This is a genomic window from Bacillus sp. AFS088145 (assembly GCF_002564465.1).
In the GTDB taxonomy this organism is placed as follows: Bacteria; Bacillota; Bacilli; order Bacillales; family Bacillaceae_G; genus Gottfriedia.
Window position 1 is genome coordinate 48,525 of sequence record NZ_NUUX01000044.1, and the last position, 14,191, is coordinate 62,715.

Genomic DNA, 14,191 nt, shown 5'->3' on the forward strand with positions numbered 1-14,191 from the left:
TTTACAAACTGTATTTATTTTAGTAACATTAAACTGTAATTTAATAAACGATCTATCTTCGGGGCGGGGCGAAATTCCCCACCGGCGGTAATTAAGCATTGCTTATAAGCCCGCGAGCCTGATTTTTTGGGCAGGATCTAGTGTGATTCTAGAGCCGACAGTATAGTCTGGATGGGAGAAGATGGAGGTTCGCAAGTTCAAAAATTTCTTCTTTTTGAACGCTTATTTGGCGTACTGAAAATTCTCCCCTATTTTGAAAATTAAAATAGGGGATTTTATTTTATTTGCATAATTTTATACTATTTTTCTTTTTTATTTCGGTCTTATGATAATATGTGCAAATAATAACGTAACGTAAGCGAACCTTTCATTTTTCTTGATATGATCGGGAAAAAGGAGAGAGGTAATATGCAACAACGCAACAAAGTAAATAAAATGGTGATAGTGGCAATGCTTAGCAGTATTTCTTATGTACTCATGATGCTGTACTTTCCACTTCCTGCATTTCCAGTATGGCTTACAATTGATTTTAGTGACGTACCAGCATTAATCGGAGCAATTGTTTTTGGTCCTGTAGCAGGAATAGGAATAGAGTTAATAAAAAACATCCTACATTATGTTATTAATGGTAGTATGACTGGTGTACCAATTGGAGAATTTGCTAATTTTAGTGCGGGTGTATTATACATTTTACCTGCGTCGTATTTCTTTAGAAAATACCGTTCAGTAAAAGGGTTAACTCTTGGATTAATCGTCGGTACAGTAGTGATGACTGGAATATTAAGTCTTTTAAATTATTTTGTGTTATTACCTGCATATGCACATTTCATGAATTTTAAGCTACCAAATGAAGTAATTGTTGCATCAATTATGCCATTTAATGCAATTAAAGGTTTATTAATCATGATCTTATTCTTAGTGATCTACCCTAAATTAAAGGTTTGGTTAACTCAAAGAATAAATGTCCATAACATATAAATAAATGAAAGTGTCTACTAAATTTTGGTAGACACTTTTTTGTTTTATGTACCTCTATTCGAACGAAAAGCAGTAAAAGAAGATATCGGTTCGAATCTTGTATACCATATTTATTTTGTTTAGGAGAAAAAAACTATATCGTAAAAAAGAGAACCATCTATCGAATGATAGATGGTTTATTTGTTAATTTTTTAGCTGAGAAGTTAGCAAAAGAAACAGTTGTTCATTGCGTTCATCAAGTGCTTTGTCGATTTGGCTAAGCAGAAGTTTATGTGATGTTTGTGCTACAAGCGATGAAAGAAACGCATCGATTTCTGCTTGCACTTCTTCGCTTGGTTCATTGGAAGTTATCGAAAACGGATTAGTATCTAAGATCAAAGCGTACTCGATCGGCATCACATCAAATATCAACTCAAGATAAAACGGTGTTTCCTTTCCATGTAATCGAAGTTTATGGTAAATCGATTCCGACGACAGATCAAACCTCTTACTATTTTCGTAATACGAAACCTGAGGGGGTGAGTAGTCATCCTTTCGAAAATTTATTACAATGCCATTTGGTGTACTCTTTGCATCATCTACAAACGAGATGTTTGTTAGTACATCATCAACAGCGAGGAGAAATTGTAAAATCAATTCGATGTCTTTTTTTACCTGTTTTTTTTCTAAGAATTTGTTTAAAAACGTCTTTTTCTCGGTAACTGTCATCTGTTCCATGCTGTTCATCCTCTCTTGATGTTTTATTTATTATAGCAAGTTATTAGATAATTCTGAATATGTAAATTAAGGAAATAATTAGCTTCATCATAATACCTTGGCACACTGTCCTATGTATATTTTGATCTAATTCAAAAATATTGAGGATCAAAGCAGAATACAAAATAGGATGTTTCTATGACATATTTTTCTTTCTTAATGAAGTAATCAAGGCGCCTATTAAAGAACACGAGCGTTAAGGATAGCTCGTGTTTTTTTATTTGAAAAAATAAAAAAAGCGACGAAATATCTTCGCCGCAGTTTTTACTATTCGAATTTTAAAGCGTCGCCATCGAATGATTCGTCAGCAACTTTGATTGAGTCTGTTGGGCATCCTTCAAATGCATCCATCATGTCATCAACTAAAACGTCTGGAATTTCAACGATTCCTTGGTTATCATCTAGAGTAACGTATGCGATCCCTTCATCATCATAGTCATAGATATCAGGTGCAGCTGCGCCACAAGCGCCACATGCGATACAAGTGTCTTTATCAACGATTGTATATTTTGCCATTGTATTGACCTCCCAAATTATTCCCTGTTTTTGTTACAGATACTATTTTTGTAATGTACCTGTAAACATTTTAAAACGGTTTCCAAAACTTTTCAATATAATTGTACAAGGTTTTGAAAAAAACGAGAAATGATGAAATCCCAAATAAAATAAATAATGATTTTTATATGTTTAAAATGGTTTGGTTATTGATACATATGATAAGCTAGAAGAAATAAAAACTATTTAGAAAAAATGCACAAATATTTTTGTACTACTAATTATTATTCGGAAAAATATTTAAATATATTAATGGAATAATTTTATTTGAGAGGTTTATGATGTTTAAGCTATCTACATTGGAAGAAATCATCCTTTTTTTACTTAATCGATATAATGGTGAACGAACGATCCAAGGTATAATGTATTTATTAAAAGGTAAACAAAGTGCTCAAATTATTCAAGATTCTCATTTTTATCAAGTCACATCATTTTTCGGACTTTTTCATTTCCTTACTCATCAGAATATGCAAGAAATTATAAATGGGTTAGAGGTTAAGGGGTATATAGGTCAGTCTGAAAATAAGAACATCTATTTGTTAAATAAAAATGGTCAAGTTTATCTAGCAAAACAAAAATTACAGTTTATGGAATTTACATATATAAACGGACTAAGGTTTTCTAGTATTCAAAAGATATTTTGGAAAAGATTTTCTTTGTTTTTTCAAACGGTTTCCAATCTGAATATGAATTTAAAATATTTTAGGGCAGTTATTCAAGACCAAGAAATACAAGAATGGGTAAAAAATGAGATTCTACATTATAATGGGAATAAAAACGAACTAGTTAATCAATTTTACAAAGAATTGCATACTATTTTAGAAAATATAAGTGACGAAGACGCATTACTATTTGTGAAACGATTGTCTGGAGCAAATGCTTATGGCATGACTTTTGAACAAATTGCATTAGAACACAAAGTGAGTGTTGAAAAAATTTATCTCAATTCGATTAATACTTTGCATCATATTATCACTATTTTAGTTGAACCTAACAATAATTATCCTTTATTAAGTAAATTTATTAATGGAGATAAAAGTACTAATATTACGAATACCTCTATTGAAACAAAGCGATTATTTTCTGATGGTAAAACAATTCAAGAAATAGCGGTGATTCGTAATTTAAAGATTAGTACAATAGAGGATCATATAGTTGAGTGTGTATTAGGTGATAAATTATTTCCAATTAATCAATTTATTACAACAAAGCAATTTACTTTAATAAAAAATAAAATTATTGAACTAAATACAAGGAAATTAAAAAATATTAAAGAAGCTTTATTAAATGAGGTAACATATTTTCAAATTCGTATTACTCTAGCAAGAATGGGTGATTTACATGGACCTAAATAAAGTTCTATACGAAAAATTCGGTTATTCAAGTTTTCGAAATAACCAAAAAGAAATTATTAATGACTTGTTAAACTCGAATGATGTTTTAGCAATGCTCCCCACAGGTGGGGGGAAATCATTATTATATCAATTAACAGGACTACTATTGCCAGGCGTTGTAGTAATCGTTTCACCATTACTTTCCCTTATGGAGGATCAAGTAGAGCAGATTAAAGCATTTGGAGATAAACGAGTAATTGCACTAAATAGCTTTAGAAGTTTTGAGCAAAAAAAATATTTATTTAATAATATTAGCAGCTATAAGTTTATTTTTGTATCGCCTGAAATGTTACAAAATCAATTTTTGATTCAAAAGCTTTCTGCGTCTAAGATCTCGTTATTTGTTGTTGATGAAGCACATTGTATATCACAGTGGGGGCATGATTTTAGACCAGAATATAAAACTTTAGGGGAAATCAAGCGGAAGTTAAATAATCCGACGGTTTTAGCTTTAACCGCTACAGCTAGCAAAAATGTACGGGAAGAAATAATCGAAACTTTACAGTTAAAACATGTTCAAAAATATATCAATTCAGTTAATAGAGAGAACATAGCTATTCAAGTCGAAAAAGTAGATTCGGAAACAGGAAAGCTCAGGTCATTAACCGACCATCTTTCTAAATTAACAGGTCCAGGCATCGTTTATTGTGGTACAAGAGCTGCTTGCGAGAAAGTTTCACATACCATAAGTGAAAAATTAAAATGCAAAGTCGCTTATTATCATGGTGGAATGGAACATGAACAAAGAATTTTAATTCAACAACAATTTATTCAAAATCAAATAGATATCATAGTTTGTACAAGTGCTTTTGGTATGGGGATAAATAAGCCAAATGTAAGGTTTGTAGTTCATTATCAGTATCCTTCAAATATCGAGAATTATCTTCAAGAAATTGGACGAGCCGGCCGAGATGGTGAGCCAAGTATAGCAATACTAATAGTTTGTGAAGAAGATCATGAATTACCACTCAGGTTAATTGATGACGAAATCCTTTCTGTAAATCAAGTTGAGTCTTTTCTAGCCTATTTAAAAAGATTAGAAGAAAATCCGATCAAATTGACTGAAACGCTCGTGTCTAATTGGAAAGCAGTTTTTCAATTTAGTGAAATACAGTGGACAACGCTTCATTCTGAAATGGTTAAATTTAATGTAATCGTAGATGAAAACTTGCAGATAGAAAAAATAAATAATGACTTATTAAAATCGATTAAAGTGTTAATTTCGGAGCGGAAAAAAGTAAAATATTTAAAACTTAAAGAGATGATCGATTTTCTATCTTCATCCACTTGTTATCGAGAAAAATATCTTTTACTTTTTGATGAAATGTTAGGACAGAGACCAATAAATTGCTGTAACATTTGTGGTATATCGTTTGAAGAGTATTGTTCAAATGATCACGAGAAATATGAAAATTCTAACGTACTTTCATGGGAACAAGAATTAAGAAATAAATTGGGGCTGTGAGGAATCTATATGGAAAGCGAATTAAACCGTCAAGAAATTCCAGTTAACTATTTGAAGAAAAGCGTATATGGTACGCAGTTAATCATTTTAGTAATCGCTATTTTATGTATTGCTTTTTTTATTGGTACAGAAAAATTTATAGATGATTTACATTTATTTAAAAGTTATAAAACATATTTATATGGATTCGGTGCTGGATTTTCACTCGTCCTATTTAATATTTTATTAAATTATACGATTCCGGAGCGTTTCTTGGATGATGGTGGATTTAATAAAAGATTCTTTACGTCACTTTCAGTTCCTGAAATGACAATACTTTGTATTTTAATCGCATTATCAGAAGAATTATTTTTCAGAGGTTTTATTCAAGCTAAATTTGGACTAATTATTGCATCAGTTGTATTCGCTTTAGTTCATTTTCGATATGTGAAAAAACCGATTTTACTTACAATCGTATTAATTGAAAGTTTTTTCTTAGGTTACTTATATTTGAAAACAAATAATATAGTTATTGTATTTATCGCACATTTTATCTTAGATTATGTTTTAGGGATGTATATGAAATTAAGTTTGGAAAGTGAAGACAAAGAATGAAAAATGAGCTTCAGACTAATAGTATAGCTGACTTAAGTCGAAAGAAAAAAAGTAAGAAATTTAAAAATAAGAAAATAAATGATCAAAATAAAGCAGTTGATTTGTTAAATCTACCACCAAGAAGTGAAACAATGAAAATAAAAGAGGATCAACGAAGACCTTGGTGGAAAATAAAATATCCTTTAATCACTGCTTTGGTCATAATCTTTATCATGCTACCATTTGGAGTAGTGAAGTTTGTACATAGTAAATACGATAAAATTTTTACTGAAAAAGGAAGTTTAATCATACCTTCAAATAAATTTGAAAAAGTTGAATTAACTGCTACCAATCACTTGAAAAAACAAAAAAAGAATGAAACTCAGAAAAAAGCTCCAATCAATAATGAGATAAAAAAGGTAGTAAAACCCCAAACAGATTCAAGTGAAACTGTCGGAGTGGAAGAGATTAATCACGAAGTTCAAAAAGGAGAAACATTATTTACTATTTCAATGAAATATTATGGTAATCGTGATGGCGAAGAAATTATTCAAGATGCAAATCATTTAAATGGGATCGAAGTAACGCCCGGCCAGATATTAAAAATCCCATTAAATGTTGATGTGGATAAATAATGTTAAGTAGGGAATTGAAATTCGAAATCTAGACAAATTCGCTTTGATCGAATCCTTCCTATCTATGTTATAAATAGAGGGAAAAGGAGTGTTAAAGGATGTTAGCAAAACATCGAATGCTTCAAAACCACCAAGTTATTACGATCCAATCTAATGAAACTGTAGAGTGTGCAATTAATCTTTTATTGGAAAAGCAAATTGATAGTGTTCCTGTATTATCGGGAAATAAATATGTTGGAATGATTTCACAAGCAGAGATTTTTAAAAGATGCTTTTTAGTGAATTACGAAAAGAAGAATACGTTAAGAATCTAAAAGTAGGTGAAATTGCAACACATCAAACAATCTGTGTTAAACGGATGAGCCATATGAAGATACAATGAATTCGTTAAAAAAATATCCATCAATTGCGGTAGTTGATGATGAGAGAAATTTTGTTGGACTAGTTATAAGATATGATGTAATTGAGATTTTTCAAGAAGTACTAAGAAAGGACTGTCGAGGAATAAGAATTTCAATGACAAGTATGGAGAAGGAAGGGCAATTAGCAAGATTACTTGATTATCTTCACCATTTTAGGGTTAATATAATTTCGCTTGTAACTTTTGATTCAAAAGATCATTTATTAAGAAGAATTGTCTTAAAAATAGATGATAATAAAAATATCGATAAAATTTTACGTAAATTTGAAGAGCTTGGTCTAAGAATAGTATCTGTTACGAATGAAGTAGAAAATTCTATCGTTAAACACTAATATTGTTAATCCGTTTTTGCTATTTCTTATTACTAAATATTGATAAATGATATTATTTTGTGTATACGAAAATAGACTTTTTGGAACGATTAAAACCTAATTTCACCCAAATTAAAAAACTTATGCCCATTTTGTATCAATGGATATAAGTTTTTTTGTTGTTTAAAATTTTTCAATTTCTACTAGTTTTTGTATAATGAAAAAAAGAAATAGATAAATTGGTTTTTTAGAATGAAGTAAAATCAGAGAATTAAGCTGACATTTACTTTGTTAATGGGTTAAGTTACAAGGGGGAAATTAAAATAAAATTATTATTATTGATCGGATTCGTAGTAATTGTAGCAATTATTTTATTGATTATTCGAAAAAGTAAGCTAGAAATTATACATAAAAAAATTAAAATAAAACATTTAGATGATTCATTACAGTCAATTCAGCTTATATGGATTCCAAATATAGGCGATATTCCTTTTAAATTGAGTGAGATTGAAAAAATTTGCAATCATAATACATTAATACTTTTAAGTGGTTACTCAAAAAAGAAGTCAAAAAAATATAAAGATGAAAACATCCACTATTTATCTTCTATTGCTCCTGTCTATTTTTTGTGGAATGATTTTGACTATAGTGGCAACTATAGGGATCTAAATGCATTATTACTAGATTGTAAAGTTACAATTTTAGAAAATAAAAGTGCTTCATTTGAAACTGAAAATGGTACTAAGTTTTCGATTGTTGGATTAGATGATGTGAATACAAAGAGAGATCATTTAGACTTTGCACTTGAAGAGCGGTATGAAGATGATCTTAGTATTTTAACAAGCTATACTGAAGTCATGGATAGTAATAGTAGTAATTTTGAAAGTATTCAAGTTTATCTGTTTGAAAGAAGTCAATTAAATGTAAATCGAAATCAGAAAACGGTATATTTGGAGCTACATAACAATAAAGGAATTCGCAAACAAAAAACAATAACAGTTTTAAATTTTGAAGTTATGAAATAAGTGTTTGTTGTTTACATGCAGGAGGAAAGAAAATTGGCCCAAATAGGAAAGTACAATATTAAAGCAATTTCTAACATTGTTGGGATTTTACCAGGCACATTAAGAGCTTGGGAAAGAAGATATAATATCATAAGTCCTGTTCGAAATGATGCTGGCCATCGACTATATACAGAGGAACATGTTTATATTTTAAAATGGCTCGTTCAAAAAGTTAATGAAGGGTTTACAATTGGACAAGCAATTAATTTATACGAAGCAAAAGAGCATAAATCGTCTAATGACAGCTCTCTTACTGAAAATCTTCAATCAGATGCGCTAGTCAATCGAATTGTTTCTTCATTATTATCTTTTGAAGAAAGTGAAGCCCACAATTATGTGAATGACGCTTTTAGTCTTTTTTCTATAGATAAAGTATTATTTAAAATTATTTCTAAGGTTTTCATATTAATAGGTGATAAAAGTCGTAATGGTGAAATTACAAGTGCCCATGAACATTTTGCAACATCTTTTTTGAGAACGAGATTAGGGATGATTTATCAAAATTTACCTAACAATAAACATTTGCCAAAGCTAATCGCAGTTTGTGGACCAGAAGAAAAGCACGAATTAGGTTTATTAATTTTTACGATTTATTTAAGAAGAATCGGTTTTCAAGTTATTTATTTAGGAGCATCCATTGATTCAGATGATATTGAACAAGTAATAAATGAAGTGAATCCAGCTGGATTTATTATGACTTGTACTTTAAGAGAAAATTTAAAGAAAACAATTGATCTAGCCATCATAATCAAAAAAATTAAACCTGATATCATTATTGGAATTGGTGGACACGCAGTTTCAACTTGTGAGAGCCCAATTATGGATTCCATACAGGAATTTTATATTGGTAACCAACAAGCGAACTGGGATGAATGGTTAAAGCAGAATTTTAATTATAAATGAATTTTGACTTTAGAATCACCAAAATTATATAAAAACATAAACTGTACTATGGTAAATGCAGCAAGGAGGCTAGTTCATGAGGTTGGAACGGTTGAACTACAATAAAATAAAAGTTTTTCTTACATCTGATGATTTATCTGAACGTGGTCTGACAAAAGAAGACTTATGGTACAATGCACCAAAAGTTCAACAGCTTTTTCAAGATATGATGCATGAAGCTAGCGTAGAACTAGGTTTCGAAGTAGATGGAAAAGTATCCGTTGAAGTTTTCTCTCTTCAAGCTCAAGGAATGGTTGTAATTGTAACAAAATCCGATGAAATTGAGGAAGAGGAAGATGAATTTCAAGACGATTTTATCTCGATGGAAGTAATCCTAGATGAAAGTGAACATATATTGTACGAGTTTTCTACTTTAGATGATCTAATCCTACTTTCTGAAAAATTGGTTTCATGTGATGCTTTAGGTGGTAGATTATTCTCTTTTGAAAATACGTTTTACTTAAAGTTCGAGGAGAATGAAATAGGAAGACTAGATCGTGAAACATTTTATGCGATTTTAGCTGAATATGGTAATCCTTCCACAAGAACAATTTACCGTATTATTGAATATGGTAAAGAACTTATCTCAGAAAATGCTATTGAACAACTGCATTTTTATTTCGTTAAAAATAAAGCCTCTCAGTAATTTATTACGAGAGGTTTTACTTTTGTAAATTTTTTATTAATAGATTGTATTTCTTCATATTCTTTCCTTTTCAAATTTTGGAAATAGGAGTATAATGACCTTAGAAAACGCTTACATTAAACGAATATTATATTTTGTTTTCTATGTGTTTATAACTTTCAAAAAGGGATGGAAAGTTGTATACTAATTTCAGAATGAATGAATGAATCTTTTCATAGTTCAAATTTCTAGGGGGTTTACAATGGTTGCCGAGAAATCTACAGAGAAAAACAGCAACACTGAAGAACAATTAGATGTACTAGCGCCTACACAAGTAGTTATTAAAGAAGCGTTAGAAAAATTAGGATATTCAAATGAAATGTATGAACTTTTAAAAGAGCCAGTTCGTATGATGACTGTAAAAATTCCAGTTCGCATGGATGATGGACAAGTGAAAATTTTCACTGGTTACAGAGCTCAACATAATGATGCGGTAGGACCAACAAAAGGTGGTATCCGTTTCCATCCAAATGTAACAGAAAATGAAGTTAAAGCCCTTTCAATCTGGATGAGCTTAAAATGTGGAATTGTAGATTTACCATATGGTGGAGGTAAAGGTGGAATCGTTTGTGATCCACGTGATATGTCATTCCGTGAGCTAGAAAGACTTAGTCGCGGTTATGTTCGTGCAATTAGCCAAATCGTAGGGCCAACTAAAGATATTCCAGCTCCAGACGTATTTACAAACTCACAAATTATGGCTTGGATGATGGATGAATATTCTAGAATAGATGAATTTAACTCACCTGGTTTTATTACTGGTAAACCATTAGTATTAGGTGGATCTCACGGTCGTGAAACTGCTACTGCTAAAGGTGTAACGATTGTAATTCGTGAAGCAGCAAAGCGTAGAGGTATTAACTTAGAAGGTGCACGAGTTGTTATCCAAGGATTTGGTAATGCAGGTAGCTTCTTAGCGAAATTTATGCATGATGCTGGCGCAAAAGTTATTGGGATTTCTGATGCTTATGGTGCACTTCATGATCCAAACGGCTTAGACATTGATTATTTATTAGATCGTAGAGATAGCTTTGGTACAATTACTAAACTATTTAATAATACAATTTCAAATAAAGAATTATTAGAATTAGATTGTGATATCTTAGTTCCAGCAGCGATTGAAAATCAAATTACAAAAGAAAATGCTCATAATATTAAAGCAAATATTGTAGTTGAAGCTGCTAACGGACCGACAACACTTGAAGCTACTAAGATTTTAACAGAGCGCGGTATTTTATTAGTTCCAGACGTATTAGCTAGTGCTGGTGGAGTAACTGTTTCTTACTTTGAATGGGTACAGAATAACCAAGGTTACTACTGGACTGAAGAAGAAGTAGAAGATCGATTAGAAAAAGTTATGGTACGTTCATTTAATAATATTTATGAAACAAGTGTAAATAGAAAAGTAAATATGCGATTAGCTGCTTATATGGTTGGCGCGCGTAAAATGGCTGAAGCTAGCCGATTCAGAGGCTGGGTATAAGATTATATTTGATGATAAAAACAAGGTGGAGAATATCCATCTTGTTTTTTTTGATTAGCTATTATTAGACAAATTGAATATTTTACGTAAAATAGTAATAGTAAATATAACTAAGACTCTAGTTTATTGGAGATGTTTCAAATGGAAAAAGTTGAAGTTCTAATCATTGGTGGAGGACCCTGTGGTATTGCAGCTTATCTTGCATTAAAAAATAAGGGGATATCTGCATTAATAATTGAAAAAGGAAATATCGTTCATACCCTCAGTCGTTTTCCAACGCATCAAACATTTTTTAGTACAAGTGAAAAATTAGAAGTGGGAAATATTCCATTTATTATTGAAGGTAGAAAACCAAAAAAACACCAAGCTCTAGCATATTACCGTGATGTTGTTAAACGAAATAGAATAAAAATTAATGCCTATGAAGAGGTAAAAACAGTTAGTAAGAAAAGTGATTTTATCATCGAGTCAGTTACAATAAACGGTGAAGAAAAACGTTATGAAGCGAAAGCTGTTATTGTAGCAACTGGATATTATGACCAACCAAACTACTTATCAACACCTGGAGAACAGCTTAATAAAGTTTCTCATTACTTTTTTGAAGGTCATAAACATTTTAATCAGAAGGTTGTCGTTATTGGTGGTAAAAACTCAAGTGTTGACGCAGCACTAGAACTAGAAAAGTGTGGAGCGGATGTAACTGTACTTTATAGAGGCAGTTCTTATTCACCTAGTATTAAACCATGGGTTCTACCAGAATTCGAGGCACTTGTCCGTTCTGAAACAATTAAAATGGAATTTAACGCAAATCTACTTGAAATAAAAGAATCATCAGTAGTATACGAAAAAGAAGGACAAATAGTTGCGATTGAGAACGACTTTGTCTATGCCATGACAGGTTACCATCCTGATCATACATTAATTAAAAGTATGGGCGTAAAAGTAGACGATCTAACAGGAAGACCATTATTCAATCCAGAAACGATGGAAACAAATATTGAAGGCATTTATATTGCAGGGGTAATTGCTGCCGGAAACAATGCAAACGAAATATTCATAGAAAATGGTCGTTTTCACGGTGACTTAATAGTTTCTCACTTAGCTAGTAAATAATAATGATAAAAATACTGAAACGTAGCTATGCTACGTTTCAGACTGTTGACAAACGCACGCTTTCTTCGTTGCTTCGCCTGTCTAGGGTGCTCATTACCGTCTAGGGTAACTCCGCTCCTCACCAGCCTTCGCGCCTCGAAATACAAGCGTTTGCAATCAGTCTGAAAATCAAGTTTATAGTATTTTGTCTACACAATGGAACGTAGCTATACTACGTTCCATTGTGTTGAAATATAAAATGGTCAATAGGGAAAACAGACATTAAATGAACATTTATTAATGATGAATTTATCGTTTTTTGAAGATCTATTAATGGTTTTAAATGTTAAAATGTTTGAACTATTTTATGATTCTAATAACACTAGTAATTTTTTTTAGAAGTTAAAAATATTATGAGCTAATTTTTAGAAAAACAAATTCAATTGATTAGTTTAATTAATGTTCGATATTAATTGACCTACAAACTGATTAATAAACAACTGTTAGGTTACTCTAAGTAAAGGATATTTGATTAGGATTTATTGTAGACTTTTTTTGATGAATAAGTTGNNCCTTTTACGAAAATTTGGTAATTTAATTGACAAGGTTGTTTTTCAACAGCGTGAAACGTAGCTATGCTACGTTTTTTTTATTAAATATTTTCAAGCCGTTTTCTGTTTACTTAAAGAATTTTAAAATGTTATAATTTCTTGTGAAATGAGGTGCTGAAAATGAAAAAAGTAGTATTAATAACAACGGGTGGAACGATTGCTAGTAAACCAAATGCAGAATCAGGTAAATTAGATTCTGGGGCATTGTCAGGTCAAGAAATTGCAGAAATGCTCAATTTACCAAAAGATATAAATGTTATAGTTGATTCTTTTTTCCAAGTTCCAAGTATGCACATAGGCTTCGAACATTGGATGTTGTTAAAGAATAAAATTGAAGAATATTACCAAGATGAAACAATTGATGGGGTTGTCGTTACCCATGGAACTGATACGTTAGAAGAAACGGCTTATTTTTTAGATTTAACAATTGATGATGATCGTCCAGTTGTTATTACTGGCTCTCAAAGATCACCAGGTGAATTAGGTACCGATGCTTTTATCAATTTAAGACATGCAATTTATACTGCATCTGACGAATCTACTCGAAATGTTGGTTCAGTTGTTGTCTTTAATGAACGTATTTTTACTGCAAAATATGTTAAAAAAGAACATGCATCTAATCTTCAAGGGTTTAACGTATTTGGATTCGGATACCTAGGTATAATCGATAACGATAAAGTACATATCTATCAAAAACCGGTATTAAAGGATAAATACAAAATCACAAGTGAGTTACCTCAAGTTGATATAATTAAATGTTATATTGAAGCAAAAGGATATTTAATTAAAGCAGCCGTTGAAAATGGTGCTAAAGGAATTGTCCTTGAAGGCGTTGGAAGAGGACAAGTATCTCCACATATGACTGAAGAAATTGAAAAAGCAGTTAAAGATGGTATTAAAGTAGTCATTACAACAAGTTCTGAAGAAGGCGAAGTTTATCCTACTTATGATTATTACGGAAGTGCCTATGATCTAGTAAATAAAGGTGTTATCTTAGGGAAAGATTACGATAGTAAAAAGGCAAGAATTAAATTAACTGTTATGTTAGCATCCGAAGTGAATGATATTCTTGAAGGATTTTCTAAATAATTTTTAATTGTTTATACATTTGTCAAAAACGTGCTTAGCACGTTTTTTTTGCTAAGTTTAATACTATGAATAAAAAATTAAATTCAAAATTGTGTATAAAATTAATTGAAACTAATCATACTGGTAATAAAAAAGGT

General features: G+C 30.9%; 14 protein-coding genes, 1 pseudogene and 1 riboswitch. Of the genes and pseudogenes, 13 read left to right on the forward strand and 2 right to left on the reverse strand.

From position 1 onward, the window contains the following. The first annotated feature begins 50 nt into the window (after positions 1-50). A riboswitch (FMN riboswitch) is annotated at positions 51-187 on the forward strand. Positions 188-408: 221 nt separating this feature from the next. Further along, a complete protein-coding gene (locus COI44_RS21605) occupies positions 409-978 on the forward strand; it encodes an ECF transporter S component (protein WP_098429738.1) in 570 nt (189 codons plus the stop codon). A 183-nt stretch (positions 979-1,161) separates the two neighbouring features. Here COI44_RS21605 and COI44_RS21610 read toward each other — a convergent pair whose 3' ends face one another. Next, positions 1,162-1,695: a YpiB family protein gene (locus COI44_RS21610; RefSeq protein ID WP_179887217.1), complete on the reverse strand. Its 534-nt coding sequence runs from the start codon at positions 1,693-1,695 to the stop codon at positions 1,162-1,164. Positions 1,696-2,001: 306 nt separating this feature from the next. Further along, positions 2,002-2,250 carry a ferredoxin gene (locus COI44_RS21615; protein WP_056466764.1) on the reverse strand — a complete coding sequence of 83 codons (249 nt, stop codon included), beginning with the start codon at positions 2,248-2,250 and terminating at the stop codon, positions 2,002-2,004. Positions 2,251-2,570: 320 nt separating this feature from the next. Here COI44_RS21615 and COI44_RS21620 point away from each other — a divergent pair, with 320 nt between their 5' ends. From COI44_RS21620 to COI44_RS21675, 12 genes and pseudogenes are all read left to right on the forward strand, one after another. Beyond that, positions 2,571-3,644 carry a YpbB family protein gene (locus COI44_RS21620; protein WP_179887219.1) on the forward strand — a complete coding sequence of 358 codons (1,074 nt, stop codon included), beginning with the start codon at positions 2,571-2,573 and terminating at the stop codon, positions 3,642-3,644. Further along, positions 3,631-5,148 (forward strand): RecQ family ATP-dependent DNA helicase, encoded by a 1,518-nt coding sequence (locus COI44_RS21625; protein ID WP_098429740.1) that lies wholly within the window; start codon positions 3,631-3,633, stop codon positions 5,146-5,148. Before COI44_RS21620 ends, COI44_RS21625 begins: the two co-directional genes overlap by 14 nt. 9 nt (positions 5,149-5,157) lie before the next feature. Beyond that, positions 5,158-5,742 (forward strand): CPBP family intramembrane glutamic endopeptidase, encoded by a 585-nt coding sequence (locus COI44_RS21630; protein ID WP_098429741.1) that lies wholly within the window; start codon positions 5,158-5,160, stop codon positions 5,740-5,742. Beyond that, the gene (locus COI44_RS21635) at positions 5,739-6,356 is read left to right on the forward strand and encodes a LysM peptidoglycan-binding domain-containing protein (protein ID WP_098429742.1); all 618 of its coding nucleotides are present in this window, start codon (positions 5,739-5,741) and stop codon (positions 6,354-6,356) included. The genes COI44_RS21630 and COI44_RS21635 overlap by 4 nt, the downstream gene beginning before the upstream one ends. A gap of 98 nt (positions 6,357-6,454) precedes the next feature. Beyond that, complete coding sequence (locus COI44_RS21640; protein WP_098429743.1) at positions 6,455-6,670, forward strand: CBS domain-containing protein; 216 nt, start codon at positions 6,455-6,457, stop codon at positions 6,668-6,670. A 55-nt stretch (positions 6,671-6,725) separates the two neighbouring features. Beyond that, positions 6,726-7,109, forward strand: a pseudogene (locus COI44_RS21645) (CBS domain-containing protein); the annotation flags it as partial. 317 nt (positions 7,110-7,426) lie between these two features. After that, positions 7,427-8,113, forward strand: a complete 687-nt coding sequence (locus COI44_RS21650) for a hypothetical protein (RefSeq protein ID WP_098429745.1) — start codon at positions 7,427-7,429, stop codon at positions 8,111-8,113. Between the two features lie 33 nt (positions 8,114-8,146). Beyond that, complete coding sequence (locus COI44_RS21655; protein WP_098429746.1) at positions 8,147-9,055, forward strand: MerR family transcriptional regulator; 909 nt, start codon at positions 8,147-8,149, stop codon at positions 9,053-9,055. Positions 9,056-9,131: 76 nt separating this feature from the next. Next, entirely contained in the window at positions 9,132-9,740 is a 609-nt protein-coding gene (locus COI44_RS21660) for a genetic competence negative regulator (protein ID WP_025672362.1), read from the forward strand. A gap of 241 nt (positions 9,741-9,981) precedes the next feature. Continuing rightward, complete coding sequence (locus COI44_RS21665) at positions 9,982-11,262, forward strand: Glu/Leu/Phe/Val family dehydrogenase (protein WP_098429747.1); 1,281 nt, start codon at positions 9,982-9,984, stop codon at positions 11,260-11,262. Between the two features lie 141 nt (positions 11,263-11,403). Continuing rightward, positions 11,404-12,375: a YpdA family putative bacillithiol disulfide reductase gene (locus COI44_RS21670; RefSeq protein WP_098429748.1), complete on the forward strand. Its 972-nt coding sequence runs from the start codon at positions 11,404-11,406 to the stop codon at positions 12,373-12,375. A 710-nt stretch (positions 12,376-13,085) separates the two neighbouring features. Next, entirely contained in the window at positions 13,086-14,054 is a 969-nt protein-coding gene (locus tag COI44_RS21675; RefSeq protein WP_098429749.1) for an asparaginase, read from the forward strand. Positions 14,055-14,191: the final 137 nt, after the last annotated feature.